The sequence below is a fragment of the Hyphomicrobium sp. MC1 genome (assembly GCF_000253295.1).
GTDB lineage: Bacteria > Pseudomonadota > Alphaproteobacteria > Rhizobiales > Hyphomicrobiaceae > Hyphomicrobium_B.
Window position 1 is genome coordinate 1880935 of the sequence record NC_015717.1, and the last position, 18216, is coordinate 1899150.

At 58.7% G+C, this 18216-nt stretch carries 18 protein-coding genes; 14 read left to right on the top strand and 4 right to left on the bottom strand.

Annotation, left to right across the window (positions count from 1 at the left end; translation table 11 throughout):
- The first annotated feature begins 473 nt into the window (after positions 1 to 473).
- From HYPMC_RS09085 to cysQ, 5 genes are all read left to right on the top strand, one after another.
- On the top strand, positions 474 to 1676 hold the full coding sequence (locus HYPMC_RS09085; protein ID WP_013947603.1) for a YbfB/YjiJ family MFS transporter: 1203 nt from the start codon (positions 474 to 476) through the stop codon (positions 1674 to 1676).
- Positions 1677 to 1831: 155 nt separating this feature from the next.
- Positions 1832 to 2332 carry a DUF1772 domain-containing protein gene (locus HYPMC_RS09090; protein ID WP_013947604.1) on the top strand — a complete coding sequence of 167 codons (501 nt, stop codon included), beginning with the start codon at positions 1832 to 1834 and terminating at the stop codon, positions 2330 to 2332.
- Positions 2333 to 2459: 127 nt separating this feature from the next.
- Positions 2460 to 4325 carry a sensor domain-containing diguanylate cyclase gene (locus tag HYPMC_RS09095; protein WP_013947605.1) on the top strand — a complete coding sequence of 622 codons (1866 nt, stop codon included), beginning with the start codon at positions 2460 to 2462 and terminating at the stop codon, positions 4323 to 4325.
- A gap of 208 nt (positions 4326 to 4533) precedes the next feature.
- Positions 4534 to 5352, top strand: a complete 819-nt coding sequence (locus tag HYPMC_RS09100) for a hypothetical protein (protein ID WP_013947606.1) — start codon at positions 4534 to 4536, stop codon at positions 5350 to 5352.
- 11 nt (positions 5353 to 5363) lie between these two features.
- Positions 5364 to 6188, top strand: a complete 825-nt coding sequence (gene cysQ / locus HYPMC_RS09105; RefSeq protein ID WP_013947607.1) for a 3'(2'),5'-bisphosphate nucleotidase CysQ — start codon at positions 5364 to 5366, stop codon at positions 6186 to 6188.
- 230 nt (positions 6189 to 6418) lie between these two features.
- Here the strand turns inward: cysQ and HYPMC_RS09115 are convergent, their stop codons facing one another.
- Positions 6419 to 7309: an aldo/keto reductase family oxidoreductase gene (locus tag HYPMC_RS09115; protein ID WP_013947609.1), complete on the bottom strand. Its 891-nt coding sequence runs from the start codon at positions 7307 to 7309 to the stop codon at positions 6419 to 6421.
- 94 nt (positions 7310 to 7403) lie between these two features.
- Here HYPMC_RS09115 and HYPMC_RS09120 point away from each other — a divergent pair, with 94 nt between their 5' ends.
- Positions 7404 to 8300 (top strand): LysR family transcriptional regulator, encoded by an 897-nt coding sequence (locus tag HYPMC_RS09120; protein WP_013947610.1) that lies wholly within the window; start codon positions 7404 to 7406, stop codon positions 8298 to 8300.
- Positions 8301 to 8426: 126 nt separating this feature from the next.
- The gene (locus HYPMC_RS09125; protein WP_013947611.1) at positions 8427 to 8972 is read left to right on the top strand and encodes a hypothetical protein; all 546 of its coding nucleotides are present in this window, start codon (positions 8427 to 8429) and stop codon (positions 8970 to 8972) included.
- Between the two features lie 28 nt (positions 8973 to 9000).
- Here HYPMC_RS09125 and HYPMC_RS09130 read toward each other — a convergent pair whose 3' ends face one another.
- A complete protein-coding gene (locus tag HYPMC_RS09130) occupies positions 9001 to 9975 on the bottom strand; it encodes an arsenic resistance protein (RefSeq protein WP_013947612.1) in 975 nt (324 codons plus the stop codon).
- Between the two features lie 514 nt (positions 9976 to 10489).
- Here HYPMC_RS09130 and HYPMC_RS09135 point away from each other — a divergent pair.
- Together HYPMC_RS09135 and HYPMC_RS09140 are read left to right on the top strand one after the other, a co-directional pair.
- A complete protein-coding gene (locus HYPMC_RS09135) occupies positions 10490 to 12295 on the top strand; it encodes an AI-2E family transporter (RefSeq protein ID WP_244421009.1) in 1806 nt (601 codons plus the stop codon).
- Between the two features lie 90 nt (positions 12296 to 12385).
- Positions 12386 to 12577, top strand: a complete 192-nt coding sequence (locus HYPMC_RS09140) for a CsbD family protein (RefSeq protein ID WP_013947614.1) — start codon at positions 12386 to 12388, stop codon at positions 12575 to 12577.
- A 74-nt stretch (positions 12578 to 12651) separates the two neighbouring features.
- Here HYPMC_RS09140 and HYPMC_RS09145 read toward each other — a convergent pair whose 3' ends face one another.
- Positions 12652 to 13131, bottom strand: a complete 480-nt coding sequence (locus tag HYPMC_RS09145) for a hypothetical protein (RefSeq protein ID WP_155831220.1) — start codon at positions 13129 to 13131, stop codon at positions 12652 to 12654.
- A 203-nt stretch (positions 13132 to 13334) separates the two neighbouring features.
- Between HYPMC_RS09145 and HYPMC_RS09150 the strand changes: the two genes are divergently transcribed.
- Positions 13335 to 14462, top strand: coding sequence for a putative zinc-binding metallopeptidase (locus HYPMC_RS09150; protein WP_041299962.1), 1128 nt, complete (start codon positions 13335 to 13337; stop codon positions 14460 to 14462).
- 141 nt (positions 14463 to 14603) lie between these two features.
- Here HYPMC_RS09150 and HYPMC_RS09155 read toward each other — a convergent pair whose 3' ends face one another.
- Positions 14604 to 14888 carry a PepSY domain-containing protein gene (locus HYPMC_RS09155; RefSeq protein WP_013947617.1) on the bottom strand — a complete coding sequence of 95 codons (285 nt, stop codon included), beginning with the start codon at positions 14886 to 14888 and terminating at the stop codon, positions 14604 to 14606.
- Between the two features lie 139 nt (positions 14889 to 15027).
- On the opposite strand from HYPMC_RS09155, the gene HYPMC_RS09160 reads away from it, so the two are divergent.
- The 4 genes from HYPMC_RS09160 to HYPMC_RS09175 all read left to right on the top strand — a co-directional run bounded on the left by HYPMC_RS09160 (position 15028) and on the right by HYPMC_RS09175 (position 18213).
- On the top strand, positions 15028 to 15351 hold the full coding sequence (locus HYPMC_RS09160) for a PepSY domain-containing protein (RefSeq protein WP_013947618.1): 324 nt from the start codon (positions 15028 to 15030) through the stop codon (positions 15349 to 15351).
- Positions 15351 to 16016 (top strand): response regulator transcription factor, encoded by a 666-nt coding sequence (locus tag HYPMC_RS09165; RefSeq protein WP_013947619.1) that lies wholly within the window; start codon positions 15351 to 15353, stop codon positions 16014 to 16016. The genes HYPMC_RS09160 and HYPMC_RS09165 overlap by 1 nt, the downstream gene beginning before the upstream one ends.
- On the top strand, positions 16013 to 17380 hold the full coding sequence (locus tag HYPMC_RS09170; protein WP_013947620.1) for a HAMP domain-containing sensor histidine kinase: 1368 nt from the start codon (positions 16013 to 16015) through the stop codon (positions 17378 to 17380). The genes HYPMC_RS09165 and HYPMC_RS09170 overlap by 4 nt, the downstream gene beginning before the upstream one ends.
- A 212-nt stretch (positions 17381 to 17592) precedes the next feature.
- Entirely contained in the window at positions 17593 to 18213 is a 621-nt protein-coding gene (locus HYPMC_RS09175; RefSeq protein ID WP_013947621.1) for a hypothetical protein, read from the top strand.
- Positions 18214 to 18216 lie beyond the last annotated feature (3 nt).

Below are 18216 nucleotides of genomic sequence, written 5' to 3' on the forward strand. Positions count from 1 at the left end.
GCCGGTCGGCGCCGTGCGCAGGATTTAGCGTCGTTACGACAATCCTGAGGCGGCAGCAGCGGACGGTCCGGAAGCGTCAGATCGACAAAAGAGAAGCTGAAAGCGAACGTGAAAATCGGCGTCAGCGCTGCGCTTAGAAGGCGCAGCCTGTTGTTCGCAGTTGCGAGATCGTCGGCATTTCATTGGTCATCGTCTGCTCCGGAAAATGGCATGCTGAAAAGTCATAAAAGCCCCGCTCTTATAGGTGGTGCTCCGTATTCGCACAAATATTTCCCGGCCGTCTTTCCAAAGGAAGTTTCAGGCGAAGGCTGCGGCGCTCGATGAAACGGTCGTCTGCGGATCAGCTTGATATTTCGCGAGAATTTTTGGGCTCTTCGTCAAGGGTCCCGAGAGCAAAGGTGCCATCGCGGAGCGCCTATTGTGGATGCCCCGTGCTTGCGTATGGTCGCGCGCAAATATGAAGGGATATCGGAATGGCGCGCGCTGATGCCTTGCAGGCATCCTCTCCAAAAATCACCAAAGCCATCATCTGCGCATTTTGTACCGGGCTCATCGGCATTGGGCTCGCGCGCTTCGCCTATACGCCGCTGCTGCCCGCGCTCGTCGATGCGCACTGGTTTGCGCCGGCCGCTGCCGCGTATCTCGGCGCGGCCAATCTCGCCGGCTACCTCGCTGGCGCCGTGCTCGGGAGGCCCATTTCCGCACGCCTTTCGAGCGTCGCGGTGTTGCGCGCCATGATGGTCCTGGCGACGGCCGCCTTTTTCGCGTGCGCGTTGCCGCAGGGCTTTCTGTGGTTTTTCGTATGGCGCTTTGCTGCGGGCTTTGCGGGCGGAGCGATGATGGTTCTCGCCGCTCCGATGGTGCTCGCGCACGTTCCGCCTGCGCGGCGCGGATTGGCGGGCGGGATGATCTTCATGGGGATCGGCGCCGGCATTGCGGCGTCGGGAACGGTCATTCCTTTCCTATTGCAGTTCGGAGTGCAGGCCGCATGGATCGGCCTTGGAGTGCTGTCGTTCGTGCTGACGGCTATTGCCTGGAGCGGCTGGCCGGATGGGCCGGGTCATGTGCCGACGGCCCCATCGGGGCATATTCATCCGCCGCGCCTCGGTGCACTCCGCGCGCTTTATGTCGAGTATGCGCTCAATGCGGGTGGGTGGGTGCCACACATGATTTTTCTCGTCGATTTCGTGGCGCGCGGATTAGGGCAAGGTGTGAAAGTCGGTGCGGAGTTCTGGGTCGCCTTCGGACTGAGCGCGACGGCCGGTCCGATTCTGGCTGGGCACATCGCGGACCGTATCGGATTTAGATCGGCGTTGCGCTTGGCGTTCAGCTTGCAGATCTTCGCAATCGGTCTGCTCGTGTTCGATGTGACCAGCACGCCCTGGCTGTTTCTGTCGAGCATCATCATTGGTGCGTTCGTGACCGGAACCGTGCCGCTGGTTCTCGGGCGCATTCACGAGCTTCTGCCGCATCATCCGGCCGAGCAGAAGGCGGCCTGGAGCGTTGCGACCGTGGCGTTTGCGCTATGCCAGGCTGCAGCCGCTTACGGATTTTCATTCATCTTCGCACATAGCGGCGGCGATTATCGCATTCTGTTTGTTATCGGCATGATTGCGATGTCACTGGCGCTCGTCATTGATGTCGGCGGGACTTTCCGGGAAAAGGCAATGCGCTAGGCGGCAAGGGCTCGCGTATCGCCCGCAAGGCGTTGGCCGAAAAATACTGCCGTTCATATTCTGCGCACTTCGTTTGGCTGCCAATAACTGCTTTGGGAAAGCCATCGGGACGCGTAGCTTCTCCTCGCGGACATGTCCGGCCGTCGGGAGTTGCAATGATGCAGACGATCGTGACAGCGCTGCTCTGGTTTTCCGCCATTGGGTGCGCCGTGATGGGCGGCGTTTACTTCGCGTTTTCTGCATTCATCATGGCGGCGTTAGGCCGGATCGACCATGCAGCGGGGATTGCTGCGATGAATGCCATCAACACGGACATTTTAAAATCGCTGTTCATGCCGCTGTTCTTCGGCACTTCGGTCGCCAGTTTGGCGTTAGCGGTTCTGGCGTTGTGGCATTGGGGAAACGAGGGCGCCGCTCCGATGTTCGCGGGCGGCGTGATCTATGTCGTCGGCATGTTCATTGTTACAATTGTCTTCAATGTACCGCTAAACGACGCTTTGTCGGCTGCAGATCCGATGACGGCATCGTCAGGGGGCGTTTGGAAGCGGTACGTGTCCGATTGGACGATATGGAACCACGTCCGTACCGCTGCCTCGATTGCAGCGAGCACGCTGTTCATTTTCGCCCTGATGGCGTGGAATGCGCGTTCGGTCTAAATATAATATCGTCAGCTTTTTAAGCGTTATTTTCATAATATCCGAATACGGAATATCAGAGAACTGTTGGTGATATCCTAACGCTTTCTCAATGCCGGCGGCTTAGAATACCTTTTCAGAATACGGAATGAATTTTGTCGTGACGCGGTGGGTCACTGATTTGATGCGCGACAGCGATATTCCAACGCGCAGTATTGATTTGCTTCTGTCTCGACGCTCCGACAACGGCGGCCTCGCCGGGATTTCGCATTTCGATTGGCCGTCGTCGGGGCTGCCGCCGTTTCAGGACTGGCCCACGGCATTGAGCATGGCCGCGCGGCTTGTGGCCCACGCGTCCGTACCCATGGCATTGATGGTCGGACGGGAAGGTCACCTCGTGCCGAATGCGGCGGCGACCGTGCTATTCAGCGAATTTACACGCGGTGATTTCCTCGGCCGGCCGGTCGAAGAGGTTGTCGGGGAAGGGGCGAAATTCTACGCCGACGTTCTATCGCGCGTGTTCACCGGCGAAAGCTGCAGCTTCCATGATCAGCCGATGCGTCTCGTGCGCAACGGCCAATGGGCGACGCGCTGGTTCAATCTGCATTTCACGCCGGTCGCCGATGCGCAGGGACAGGTGCTGGGCGTGCTTGCAATCGCGTCGGAGGTTACGAGCCATGTCCAATGCGCGCGCAAACTTCGGGAGTCGGAGCAGCGGCTGAAGCTTGCGCTTGAATCGTCCGGTATGGTCGGCGTCTGGGACTTCGACGTCAAAACGAATATCAGCACGGCCGACGCCAACGTGGCGCGAATGTATGGATTGTCCGCCACTGGCTGTGTCCGCGGTGTCGATGACGGGCATTTCATACGCGCGATCCATAGCGGTGACCGCGCGCGCGTAGAGGAGACGCTGCATACCGCCATCGAGACGCGGACCTCTTATCGCTGCAAGTATCGTGTCCTGCCGCATGGCGGAGCGCTGCGTTGGGTCATTACGTCGGCCAAGCCTGTCTACGACGACCGCGGCGACCTCGTGCGCATGTCCGGCGTCGTTGTCGATGTGACCGATCAGATGGAAACGGCGTCGGCGCTGGCGCAGAGCCGCTTTCAATTTGAAACCCTGACGGAAGCGCTGCCGCAAATCGTATGGAGCTGCGATGCCGAGGGACGGCACGATTATTTTTCAGCGCGCTGGAGCGAATTTACAGGGATGCTCTCACACGAAATCAGCGAAGATACCTGGAAGATGCTGGTCTATCCGGCGCACTGGGATATGGTCCGCAAGAAGTGGGGCGACGCGATTGCAACCGGCACGCCTTACGACATCGACTATCGGTTCCGTCATCATTCCGGAGAGTATCGGTGGCTTCGCGTCATGGCCTTGCCGATACGGGACGACGAGGGAAACATCACGCGATGGTTCGGCACGAGCACCGACATCCATGACTCCTACCTCGCGGCGGAGGAACGCGCCCGGCTCACAAAAGAGCTGGAGCGCATGGCGACGGAGGATCAGCTTACCGAGGTGTTGACCCGGCGCGCTTTCATCAATAGCGCCTCTGCCGCAATAGCGCAGGCCTCAGCACACGCCGCACCCGTCAGCCTGCTGATGATGGATCTCGATCACTTCAAGTCGATTAACGATGAGTATGGCCATCCGTGTGGCGACCAGGTGCTGGCCGCTGCGGCAAAGCGGATCAAGGCCTGCGTCAAGAAACAGGATCTCGTCGGCCGATTGGGTGGCGAGGAATTTGCCATTCTGCTCAGCGGTTGTGGGGCGCGTGAGGCGAAGGCCGTAGCAGACAGAATTTGCGGGGCGCTTGAGGCCAGGCCGATCGCAATGGAGAACGGTCTCAGCGTTGCCGTGACGGTCAGTGTGGGGGCGACGACGCGATCGGCGCCGGACGACGATTTGGCGTCGCTACTTCTCGTTGCCGACAAGGCGCTCTATCAGGCGAAAGCGGCGGGTCGTAATCGCTCGGTCTTTCACGAGAGCGTAGCCGACCAAGCCTAATCGGCGCGAATGCGCGCCTCATTTCAGGAATAATTACGCAAAAACAGTCTGTTATATGGGTTTCGCGCCGCGCGAAGCCGCGATCCCCCGCGACCAAAAAGTTGTCCATTATGACTTTTAGGATAGCTCTCTCGGTGTGACTTGCCGATAATGTGATCTAAGCTGCTCAGTCTATCCGACGTCGAGCTATCACGGGGGGAAGTCTGGCATGCCGGAGCCGTTGCTCATCCATATCCACGTGCCGAAATGCGCAGGTACGACGGTTGAAAAGCATTTGGCGTACGAGCTGGGCCATTCGGGCGTGTGGTTTGCGCCGAAGCGGACGCGGCAATTTCCGCTCGGTTGGTTCGGTCGAAAATACAACGATAAGCCGCCGGCGCCGCTCGACCAGATCAAAGCCTTATCCGGGCATTTCATCGGCCGCTCGATCGAGGAGCAGTTCAAGGACCGCAAAATCGTTCGCTCGATCATTCTTCGCGAGCCCGAAAGCCTGATGCTGTCCTATTACAATTATCGCATGATCCGGTACATCCAGCAGGGACTGCGGCCCTATGGGTTCTCGCTGTTTTTGCGGGCAACGCGCCAGAACTTCATTTCGCATTTCCTCTTGGACCGCTGGCTCGAACTTCCGTGGCTGGATCTGGTGCGACTGTCGGATCAGCAGAAGATGCGTCTGCTCGACGAAGCGTTGGCGTCTGTCGATCATATTGCTCCGATCAGCGAGGCGGACGACCTGGTTCGCAAAATCTCGGCCGAACTCGGTATCTCGCCGGTGGCTAAACGGCAAAACACGACTGAGGACGGAAAAGCAAAGGCCGGTTGGACGATGGTGCGCCATGGCGATCTGTCGGAAGCTGAGCGCGTCGAGCTTAAATCGCGCACACAGCTTGATCGTTATCTGTGGCGACGGTGGGTGCTGAAAGAAGACGTCAGAGTTGCCCCCGATCTGCAAAGTCAATTCAGGCGCTCGGAGCTTCTGAGACCCCGCTATCAATGCGAGCGGCGCCTTGCCCGTTTGTTCGGGTAAGAGAAGAAGAAATGCTTGATACGCTCGAACGCATTGCCATCGAGGCCGGCACACTCATTGCCAAAATTCGGCAAGGTGGCGCCAACGTTATGACCAAGTCCGACGGCAGTCCGGTGACGGATGCCGATCAGGCGGCGGAAGATCTGATCGTGCGCGCGCTGCAGAGGGTCGCGCCGGATATTCCGATCATCGCGGAAGAATCTGCCGCTTCTTGCGTTGCAGATCATTCAACAAGCCGCGCGCTGTTTTTTGTCGATCCGCTCGATGGGACAAAAGAGTTCATTCGTGGCAGGCCGGATTATACGGTCAACATCTGCCTCGTCGAAAACCGGAAGCCGAAACTCGGCGTCGTCTTCGCGCCGGCGCGTGGCGAGTTGTTTAGCAGTGACGGCTTGGCATCTTACCGGTCCGCAATTTTGCAAGATGCTTCGATTGGTGAGCGCTCGCAAATTCGCGCGTCATGTGGAGATGGCCGCCTAACCGCCGTCGCGAGTGCTTCGCACGGAAATGTGGAAACGGAAGATTTTCTGCAGAAGCTCCCGGTCGATCGCAAGGTCTCGGTTGGCTCGTCTTTGAAGTTCTGTCTCGTGGCGATGGCGGACGCTCATATCTATCCGCGTTTCGGTCGGACGATGCAGTGGGACACCGCGGCGGGGGATGCGGTCTTGCGCGGTGCCGGTGGCTGCACGCTGACGTCGGACGGCAGAGAACTCGAATACGGCGTGCCGTGCGCGGCAGACGGGTCTTACGACAATCCGCATTTCATCTCGTACGGCGGCGATGCGGAGACCCTGCGGACGCTGCTGCAGAATTGCAGCGGCGTGATCGACGCGTAGCATCGCTCGCTCCCAGCACTTACCTTCCCGGCGGATGGGGCATCGGCTCGGCCGGATCGTCAATCGGGATCGGCGAGGGCTCAGGCGGCTTGTTCGGCTCAGGTGGCAGCGGCGGTAACTCGCCCGGCTCTTGCGTCGGGAAAGGGATGGTCGGGGGATCGTTGCCGTTTTCCATATTGGATTAAGGCGTCCGGCTGAGAATTCGTTCCCCCGTTCCTTCAACGTTCGAGCTAATGCCCGTTTGCCGGGGCGGTGTCTGCAGAAATACGATCCAATTCGCCCATCGCATCGTCCGGCAATTGCAGCTCTGCTGCCGCCAGATTTTCGCGAAGGTGCGCCAGCGATGACGTACCGGGGATCAGCAGGATATTCGATGCCCGCCGGAGCAGCCATGCGAGCGCGACCTGCATAGGCGTTGCGCCGAGACGGGCGGCGACTGCCGACAATTCCGACGACTGCAACGGTGTGAAGCCACCGAGCGGGAAGAAGGGCACGTAGGCCACGCCTTCAGCGCCGAGCTGGTCGATCAGGGCGTCGTCGTCACGGTGCGCGACATTGTAAAAGTTCTGGACGCAGACGATGTCGCAGATCTTGCGACTGTCTTCGATTTGCTTGCGTGTGACATTGCTGAGGCCAATGTTGCGGATCAGTCCCTCTCGCTGAAGGTCGGCAAGCGTAGAGACTTGCTCTTCAATCGAGCCCTCTGCGGGTCCATGCACGTCGAGCATGCTGCGGAAGTTGACGACATCAAGCACATCGACGCCCAGATTGCGCAGATTGTCGTGCACGGCTTGGGTCAGCTCTTTTGGTGAGAGCGCCGGGATCCACGAGGCATCGTTACCGCGGCGGGCGGCAACTTTCGTCACGATCACCATGTCGTCCGGGTAGGGGCGCAGCGCTTCGCGGATCAGTTCATTGACGACGTGCGGGCCGTAAAAATCGCTGGTGTCGATGTGGTTCACGCCCGACGCAACGGCCTCGCGCAAAACGGCAATGGCTTGGGCACGGTCTTTTGGCGGACCAAAAACGCCGGGGCCGGTCAGCTGCATGGCACCGTAGCCGAGGCGCGTTACGGTGCGGTCGCCGAGTTTGAAGGTGTCGGAAGTGTCGAGGGTGGTCATGGGCGTCTCCTTATCGTGCTGCGCGGAGATATAGCGGTTGTTTAGCATGCGATAATCGACAACAATCCGGACAAGCTGTACGGAATTTCGAACAATGGCCGTTGACCTTGCAGATCTGAACGCGTTCGTCGCGGTGGCGCGGGCAGGGGGCTTTCGGGATGGCGCCCGGGCGAGCGGCGGGAGCCCTTCGGGCCTGAGCGACGCGGTGCGTCGGCTGGAAGTGCAGCTTGGCGTCCGGCTTCTCAACCGGACAACCCGGAGCGTGGTGCCGACGGATGCTGGCCGCAGCTTGTTGGAGCGGCTTACACCTGCTCTCAATGAGGTCGAAGCCGCGCTCGATGTCGTCAATGTTTTCCGCGACCGGCCTGCGGGCACGCTGCGCCTCAACGTGCCGGTGAGTGCGGCGCGGCTCGTGCTGCCAAGGATCGTTCCGCCGTTCCTCGCCGCCTATCCGGACATCAAACTTGAAATCATTGCCGAGGACAGTTTTGTCGATGTGGTTCAGGCTGGCTGCGATGCGGGCATTCGCTACGATGAACGGCTCGAACAAGATATGATCGCCGTGCCGATCGGTCCCCGCGTACAGCGCTTTGCGACGGCGGCGGCGCCTGCGTATCTCGACCGTCACGGAAGACCTTCGCATCCCCGAGATTTGTTGCGCCATGCTTGCCTGCGCGGGCGGTTCGCGAGCGGCTCGATGATGTCCTGGGAATATGAGCGCGAGGGGGAGGTTATGCGCGTTGATACAACTGGGCCAATGATCGTCCAGGCGGGCGGCATCGTCGATCTCGCGATCGATGCTGCGGTCGCGGGTTCGGGCGTCATCTATCTATTCGAAGACTGGCTGCGGCCGTATCTGGACAGCGGTGCGCTGGAACCGATCCTCGAACCTTGGTGGCAAGCGTTTTCCGGGCCGTTTCTTTATTATCCCGGCAGGCGTCTCGTGCCTGCGCCGTTGCGGGCCTTCGTGGATTTCATCAAAGCCAATTAGCTGCAAATGCTCGGCTCGGTCATTCTTTCGACCCAGTTTTGGCATTACTGATCGTTTCGCGGGATTCTGAAACATATTGCGCCGGCAATCTAAATGCCGGGCGTTTGAGCGCATCCGGAGCCCGCCATGCCACCTGTTTCTCCTTCCGACGCCGAGCTTGTCGATCTCGAATACGACGCCAGTCAAACGGTTTGGCGCAGAGCCGAGCCGGATCGCGGCACGGCGCTGCTGCAGATTTTCGACGGCGAATTCAGGACGGCGCTTCGGCAAATGCACCGGCACGTCATTCTGCGCAACGCGCTGCGCCGTCCGCAGAACCTGGCGCAGATCCTGCTCTTCATTGGGGTTGGCGGCGGCTTCGCGGAAGTTCTGCCCGTTGACGATATTCTTGCCGACGTCGTGAAGGAGGCGGCAGCGGGCGACGGCGATCTTATGATCCTGTGCCACTGGAACGTCGACCGCGACGATAGGCCGGTTTTTCCCCATCAGCCTGGGCGCCTGATGGAGGTGCGGCGTATCCTGAAGCTCGAAAGTCTGCGCCAACAATCGTCGAACTTGGTGGCGTGGGTCGACGACTGTGTGGCCGAAGCCGACCAGAAGGGCGGAACGTGGCTTAAGCGACGGGCAGATGACATCGGCCAACGTCCGACGAAACGGCTGGCAGCCTTTTAGCTTGCAAAGCTGATATTGCGACGGCCGGTCAGATCGTTTCCGCCTCGCGATTGGTGGTCAGCTTCGGCATGAGGCGGACGTAGACGAGTTCGCTCAAAAGCTCGATCAGCGTCTGGGTCACGATGATCGCCGGAAGAACCGGCACTGCGCCGGGAATGGCAAGTCCGAGCGGCAGGATGACGAGCGAATTGCGCGTCGCGGCGCTGAACGCGACGGCGCGTCCTGCCGGTGCCTCAAGCTGAAACAGGCGTGCGATGCGCCATCCGATGAGCGGGGCGAGGATCGCGAAGGCGACATAGATCGGGACGACGCTCAGAGCTTTGTCGATGGCAGGCCCGAGCTGGGGCACGACCGCCGCGACGACAATAAAGAGAACGATGGCGGTGGCCGGAACGGGCAGAACTCCGAAGATAGAGGACAGGCGCGCGGCGGTAGCGTTGCGGGCGGCCCAGTACTGAAGAAGAGCCGCAAACGCCAGAGGAATGGCGATAAGCCAGATGAAGGCGTGCACGAACGGTCCGGCATGGACGAGGTCTGCCACGCGCGCTCCGAGAAATAACTGGAGGTAGATGGGCAGCAGCAGCATCTGCACGATGAGCAGGACGGGCGTGGCGGCTAGCAGCAGGCGGGCGTCGGCGCGACCGAGATGCGAAAACGTGACGACGTAGTCGATGCAGGGACTGAGCAGGACCAGCAGCGCCCCGAGCCTAATCATCGGATCATCGGGAAGGATCTGTACGAGAAGCGCGACGAGCAGCGGCATCGCGACGAAATTCGTGAGGAGTAGCGCGGCAAGAAACCGGCGGTGCGCGAAGGCCACGCCAAGATCGGCTAAGGGGACCTGTAGGAAGGTGAGGAACAACATCGCGGCGAGTGCGGGATTGATGCTGTCTTCCAGAACATCCGTCCCGCCGACAGTTAGAGCAAGCATTGCGGCCAACGCGACGGCGGCGAAATAGATCGAGACCTGCCGGCTTTCCAGTATCTCGCGGAGTTCAGCCAAAACTATTTCCCCACTTCACTCCAGGCCCGAATGAACCCCGTTCGCAAGTTCGATCGTGCCCACATTGCCACGCGTCATACGATCAGAGAACGTGGTCGATCGCCCCAAAAGACGGAGCTGCGGGGGCGACACTTGTGCTTTGGGAAAAGCGCAGTCTGAAGCTTTTCGCGAAAGAGCATTTATTGGCAACGTCCTGGAGATGGCCGTGGCTGGTGCGGCCTTTCAGGAAAGTGCACTCGCCCGGAACGGGTTAGATGTCAGCGCGTACCAATGCGTTGGTGTCGCAGCGAGAAACCGGCAAAATAGCTACGTCCATCATTCCCTGTTGCGGCCGGTTGCCACCGGGCGCGTGCATTCATTCAACGCGCGGAAGGGAAAAGAGTTCAGTTCACTGTTGAATAAGCACTGTCTGCGGGCTGGGAACAGGAGGGAAGGCAGCAACGTTAAAGCGCGACGCTTCCTCTAACGTCCGATATTTCATCCGATGCCGTTACTCGCAGATTCGATACGAAGTTTGTCTGCCACGCTCGTAACGGCGGCCCTCATTATTGCGGCGCTCGTTTTGGGCCGGGATATCCTGGTGCCTCTCGCGCTCGCAGGCATATCCTGCTTCGTGCTGGTGCCTATCGTCGTTTTTCTCAAGAAACGTGGCATTCCCCAAGGCTTTGCCGAAGGCACCGTCTTGCTTGTCGTGGTTGTGTGCATGACGGCAGCCTCGATCGGTTTGAGTTCGCAACTTCTCTCGCTCGCGGCCGATCTGCCTCAGTACCGCACGAATGTGCTGGAGAAAGTCAGAAGCATCGTTGGCTCCTCCGTGCCCAGCGGTCTTGTTGGCCGTGCCATCGATGCGGTCGAGACGTATCAGCGAATGATCAATAACGAACTTCAGTTCGGGGTCACTTATCCTGAGTCTCAACCGCCAGCAGAGAATGCTTCGGGTAAGGACGGCGGCAAGGTTCAGGTCGTCAAGGACGACAGCGAAAGCACGGCGCTCTACGGCCTTCGCATTCTCGCCGAGCCGCTGACACAGGCGGCCTTGACGTTCCTGTTCACGCTTTTTCTGCTGATGCAGTTTCGCGACCTGCGAGACAGGATCGTGCGCATTTTCGGCGTCGAGCATATAACTGAAACGACTGCAGCGATGTCGGATGCCGGCGATCGGCTCATCGCGCTTTTTACCGGACAGGTCATACTCAACGCATCGTTCGGGACGTTCGTCGGTCTGTCGTTATTTGCTCTCGGAGTTCCGAATGCGCCGCTTTGGGGTGTGATGGCGTTCGTCATGCGGTTCGTTCCGTTCGTTGGCTCCTACGTCGCGGCCATTCCGCCGATATTGTTGGCTGCGGCCGTCGATCCAGGCTGGACGAAAGCTCTTCTGACACTCGCGATATTTGCTATCGGCGAACCTATCATGGGGCAGGTTCTGGAACCGTTGGTTCTCGGACGGCGAGCTGGCCTATCTCCCTTTGCGATGATTTTGGCGACGAGCTTTTGGACGCTCACCTGGGGTCCCATCGGCCTCGTTTTAGCCGCGCCTATCACGCTCATCCTGGTGGTGCTGGGCAAATACGTGCCCGACCTTGAATTCATAACGGTGCTTCTCGGTGATGAGCCGCCGTTATCCGAGCAGCAGAACCTTTATCATCGACTCTTGTCGAGCGATGTATTCGCTGCGACGGAACAAATCGCCGAAGCTGAAGAAAAGGCCCCTTACGCGGAAGTTTTGGACAAGCTCGTCTTTCCGGCGCTGGCATTAAGCGCCCGGGATCGGCGGCGTGGTCGTCTGGACAAGGAAGCGCTGGCGGAACTCTCGAGCACGATTGGCGCCATCGCGGAAAAGTCCAAGCCGGAAAAGTCCAAGCCTGAAAAGTCCGATAAAGATCCCGTTATGGTGCTCGTCCCCGTGCGGGGAGAATTCGACGAGCTTGCGACCCGCTTTGCAGTCTCGGCGATTAATCGGGATCACCCGGGCCTGACGTGTGCCATGAATGAAGCTTCGGGGCTGACGGCTTTGGCCTTTCTGGCGGATATCGGTTACGCCGACTTGCAGAAGATCGTGCTTATGACGGTCACAGGGCTTGCCGAAGGCGGGATACGGATACTGGTCGATCGTGCCCGCTCTCTATTCCCAGGCGTCGAGGTCGTTCTGCTCGACGTCTCGTCAAGGCAGCTCTCTCTGCCTTCGTCACGCGACCGTTTCGTCGCTCCCGAGATATTTACCTCGTTTGCGCGGTTTACGAAATCATTGGAACATTCTCTCTCAAACTCTTCGAACACCGAGCCGCAGACCAGTCGAGAAGTCGCTCCGGTTTCACATTAACCGCGTGCGGACGGTTTGGCTTTCGCCATACGGAACCGTCGCGGATTTTCCGGCGTTACAGTGCGCTATCAATTGATAAGGAGGCGCAAAATGGGCGCACTGAAAGGAAAAATTGATACTGCTGTTGGCAAGGCTAAGGAGAAGGTCGGCTATGCCGTCGGCTCCGATAAGCTTCAGGCCGAGGGCGCGGCTCAGGCCGTGAAAGGTAAAGTCGAGACCGCCGTATCCGACAAGGTCAATAAGGTTCGCGATGCGGTCGATAAGGCGACCGACAAGCTGTAAGGCGACCAAGGGTCGGGGGGATCGTTATCAAATCCCCCTCGATCCAAATTGTGCGCAACCACGTTTTCCAATTGCTAATGCGGTAGGGGAATTACGCTTATTTCAGCCGTCCCGTTTGTGTTCACACAGCTGATTTGTGCGCGCTTCGTCTGCACGACAACGGTCCCTTCCTCGTCCTCGCCATCCTCTATGCTTGCTCTATCCCAGCACTTTTGTAGCGACGACGAGAAATCATCGCTGCCGAGATCGAGCGAAGTCCCGATATCGGCTAGCAGCGCGCTATAGGCAGCAAGGTCTCCACCGTGCCACTCCGCATCGAATGAGAGTACCTTATTTCCGCAGGAGACCGTTATCCGTGCGGGTGGAGCTGCACTCTCTAGGTAGAACGCATCGAAATTATCCGTGACGTGCGTTCGTTGTTTCAAAGTCAGGCCTTTTATTTGTGACTGTACATTGGAGAGACGATCCCCGCAGGTATCGGCGAGGACCTCCGATGTCGCTCCGGCCAAACAAAGCGTCGAGAGAAAAAGCGTTCTGCAAAGATCGGCGAACATGTGAAGCTCCATCGCAATCCAATCTCTTTGTTATGAGCTTCACTCCGCTCTGTAACGAGGACAAAAGATCATGGCTTCCCGACAGCCCGTCGGTTTGGAATATTTCCGCAAATTTCGGTTGCCCATGAGCAACTTTGATCTCCCTTCGGCGTTGCAGTGCCGATTGTGTACGCAATGTTTGCGGGTTAGAAGGAACAATTCCTTTGAAATTATTTGAATGCCAGAATTGTGGGCAGGTTCTTTTTTTTGAGAACACGCATTGTGAGCGCTGCCACCTTCAGGTCGGATATCTTCCGCCCCAGGAGACCATGAGCGCCGTAAAACCCAACGGAAGCACGTGGATCGCGCTGGCCGACAATCAGAACCAATATCGATACTGTGCCAATTGGGAGCTTCATGCCTGCAATTGGCTGGTCAACGCCTCTTCCGCAACACCTTACTGTTCGGCCTGCGAGCATAACCGAACGGTTCCCGATCTGTCTGACCCGATCAATGTTTCACGTTGGCATCGTATCGAAGAAGCAAAGCGTCGCTTGATGTACACGCTGCTAAGACTTCGCCTCCCGGTGCCGACGACAGCGAGTGGCGATCCCGAGCCCTTGCTTTTTGATTTCCTAGCATCGGCTCCACAAGCCAAAGTTCTGACGGGCCACGACAATGGCATCATCACGATTTCGCTTCTGGAGGCGGACGATGCCGAACGTGAGAAGCTGCGCACACATCTTCATGAGCCTTATCGGACGCTGCTCGGACATTTCCGTCACGAAGTCGGTCATTATTATTGGGATCGGTTGGTCAGGGATGCCGGAAAGATCGAGGCATTTCGTGAAGTTTTCGGCGACGAAACGCTCGATTACGACGCCGCTCTGCAGGCGCACTATCAAAACGGTGCGCCTGCGAATTGGCGGGAAAATTTTGTCAGCGCCTACGCGACCATGCACCCGTGGGAAGATTTCGCTGAAACCTGGGCGCACTACCTGCACATAATCGATACGCTCGAAATGGCGCATACGTTCAATTTGCGGATTTCGCCGCGACTGGCGGCTACAGAAGGCTTAAGCGCAACAGCGGATCGCGATCCTTATGCCATCGCCGATATGGAAACACTCATGAGCGAATGGATACCGGTTACATTTGCCGTCAACAGCCTCAATCGCAGCATGGGCCAACCGGATCTCTATCCGTTTGTGCTCTCGCCAGCCATCATAGGCAAACTCGCGTTCATCCACCGCCTCGTCAAAGACAGGGAAGCGGAAACCGAGCGCAAGAGCGATGAGGAGGCGGCGTCGCCACGGCCTGGAATTCTTCGCCGGATCTTCGTCAAGAATTGATGGGTGCGGCGATTGTGCGTCTGCAACTGCCGATCTAGAAGTCCGTTCAAGCTCCCGATCCCGATATCGCCAAGCAGAGAAAGTGAGCCGATAGTCTCTGGCTCTGCGAGCGCGTGCTGCAGAGCCAGAGAATTTAGAGCATCAGTCGTCGTAGCCAGTCAGGACTTCGCCGGTCGCCGGGTTGGCATGACCTTCGATGCGCACGCCTGCGGCATTCGTCGCATCGAACTCGTAAACGCCGTCGTCGGCTTCGATCTTCGTCACCTGATAGCCCTGAGACTTCAGCTTCTGGATCACTTCGGAGACGGAGAGCCACTTATCGGCCGGCACGTTGAGCCGATACTTGTGGTCGTCGGCCTGCGCGGATGCTGCAAGACCGAAGATGATCACTGCAACGGGAAGAACAAGGTTACGGGCCTTCTGCATTGTAAAAACTCCTGTGTTTTGCCAAACCGTTGTCGGTCGAGCGTGACCTTGCCCGAGGCGCGCTGACGCCGGTCTGATCGCATCTGTCAGGAGTTTGTCAGCTCCGATCCTGCACGATGCTCACGCCATGGAACCCGTCATGAAGCGCCTTATCGTCCTGTCTCTGACCGCACTCACGCTGTTGTCCGCCGGTACGCTCACTGCGATTGCCGACGATGACGACGAGCGCGATCATGAGATTGCCCGCAAAGCGTTGAGCGAGGGCCGCATTCGTCCGTTGACGGACATCATGGACGAATTGAAGGCACAGTTTCCGGGCCAAATCGTAGGTGTCGAGCTTGAGGTCAAAAAAACAGGAGCTTTCGTTTATGAGTTCAAGATCCTGACGCCTCAGGGCAAGCTGAAAGAGGTCAACGTTGACGCGGCGACGGCAAAGATCCTGACGATTGAGGATGACGATTGATGCGCATTCTCATCGTCGAGGACGAACCCAAAATTGCAAAAAGCCTTGCAACGGCCTTGACCGCTGCGAACTACAGCGTCGATGCCGTTCACGACGGCGAGGATGCCTGGTTTCGTGGCGACACGGAGAATTACGACCTCGTGATATTGGATCTCGGCCTGCCAAAAATCGACGGGCTTTCCGTGCTCAAGCGCTGGCGCGCAGCGGGCCGAATGATGCCTGTTCTGGTTCTGACGGCGCGTGGTGCATGGATGGAGCGGGTCGAAGGCATTGATGCCGGCGCGGACGACTATCTCGTCAAACCATTCCAGATCGAGGAATTGATCGCCCGCGTTCGCGCGCTCATTCGCCGTTCGGTGGGGCAGGGGTCGGCGCTGCTAACGGCAGGCAAGCTTTCCGTCGATACCCGGCAGATGCGCGTTCTTATCGACGGTGCGTCGGTGGCGGTATCGCCGCTGGAATACCGGTTGATTTCCTACCTCATCCATCACAAGGGACGCGTCATTCCTCCGGCGGAACTGATCGAACATCTTTACGGCGACGACGACGCGCGAGATGCCAACGCGCTCGAAGCCGTGGTGACGCGATTGCGCAAAAAGCTCGGCCAGGATTTGATCGAGACCCGACGCGGCTTCGGTTACACCGTTATGGAAGTGCCGGCATGAGCGTGGGTTCGCTTCGCCTCAGATTGCTTGCTGCTGGCGTCCTGTCGATCTTGCTCGCGCTTGGCATTGCCGCTTTCGGTCTCACGGAATTGTTCAAGCGCCATGTTGAGCGCCGCGTCGATGCGGAGCTGACTGTTTACTTGAACCAGCTCGCAGCGGGGCTGACGCGCAAGCCGTCCGGCGAATTGGGGCTTGCGCATCGCCCGTCTGACCCACGGTTCGAAGAACCGCTGTCCGGGCTTTATTGGCAGATCGAAGGAGGATCGCCGGCGGACGATCTGCGATCGCGATCGTTGTGGGACACGGTTCTGTCGCTTCCGCCCGAAACCAATGTCGCCGATGTTTCTCGCAGGTACGAGATTGTTGGCCCACAGAACGCGCAACTTTACCTCCTTCAACGGTACATCGAGTTGCCCGATAATATCGGGGGCTCGAAAGTTCGGATCGCGGTTGCCGTGGACTCTCGGGAAGTCGGCCAATCGGTGCGAAGTTTTGCGTCTGAGCTCGCGCCGTTTCTGCTGATCATCGGTGCGCTACTGGTCGCGGCATCCTGGATACAGGTTAGTGTCGGTCTGCGTCCGCTGTCGACCATACGTGGCAGGCTTTCGAGCATTCGCTCGGGCAAACAACAGCGGCTTGGCGGTGCGTTTCCGAAAGAGGTGAGGCCGCTCGCCGAGGAAATCGACGCGCTGCTCGACGAGCGGGAGAAGGCGATCGAGAAAGCGCGGGGGCGCGCCGCAGACCTGGCGCATGGGCTCAAGACGCCGCTGCAGGTTCTGAATGGAGAAGTGACGCGGCTCGAAGAGAAAGGCGAGACGGGCATTGCGTCGGATATTTCCTATCTCGTCAATCTCATGCGCCGCCACATCGACCGCGAGATTGCGCGCGCACGCATTTCTTATGCCAACAGCAACGCTTCAACGAACGTCAGGACGTCAACCGAACAAATCATACGTGTCGTCGAGAAGACGCCACGCGGGCAGTCCTTGAGCTGGACGATTGATGCGCCGCCCGATCTGGAAGCGCGCATCGATGCCGTCGATCTGGCTGAGTCGCTCGGTAACTTGCTCGACAACGCGGCGCGCCACGCCAAGGAAAAGGTTTCCGTGAAGGCGCGCGCCGAAATGCAGAGTATCTCGATTTCCATTATCGACGACGGTCCGGGCATTGAAAAGGAACATCAGGCGGCGATGCTGATTCGCGGACAGAGACTCGATACGCACGTTGGCGGTGCCGGTCTCGGATTGGCGATCGTCACCGACATCGTCGAGGCATGGGGGGGAAGCCTGACGATCGAGAACGGCACGGTCGGCCTCATCGCTACGCTGCGTCTTCCTGCTGCGACGAACGATTCGGGCGCCTGAGGGGTTTCGGACTCCGCCGCTGCAAAGCTCGGCCAAAGAAATTCGCGCGGAGATTGCTTCAGCACGGCTGGACTCGCCCTCGGCCGGTGGACTGATCAGCAAAGTCACGCTGACTGGCTCTAGTCTTACAATTCTGTGGCTTTGATGCCGCAAAATCACTGCGAAGCATTGTGCTTCCTCGGCACACGAAAGATGCCGTGGAGGCTCATCCCATGCATACGAAAGACTTTGCGAGCGCGCTTCGGGCTTTCGCCGCGATTGCCGACTTTGATCGCTCATACGAACTGCATCGACTCGCAGCCGTACTGGATCGCGGTCGTGACGAGACCATCGCCGCTCGCGTCAAGCGCATGTCTCCATCCGAGCAGTATCCGGGGCGACTCAAGGAAACGCTCGACGCTATTGCCGCCGGACTTCACGCCAGCGGCGCCGTCAAGGCGAGTTCGTCCGTTCGCGAGCTGTTGAAAATCTTTACAGGTCGGCCCGGCGCTTCAGTCGACGATTTTTGTACGGCGATCTGCCTTCCGCCTGCGCCGCAAGGCGTGGGCGCGCGCCGCTTCAAAAGCCAAAATGCGGCGCTTGCAAACGATATCTGCTCGGAGCTTACGCCCTACATCGATGATGCCGACGTTTTCCGGACTCGTCTCGATGCGTTGATTGCAGCAAGGCCGGCAGGGATCGCGACCTGGACTCTCGTCGCCAATCGACTGGTCGGCAATAATCGGACGTACCGGGATCGCAAATCGGCGGTTAGGGCGATCTTGAATTACATCGAAGCGAGGTCTCTGATCGCGCCTCTGGCACGTGGGCTGGAACTGGCGGGTCCGCAATGAAGT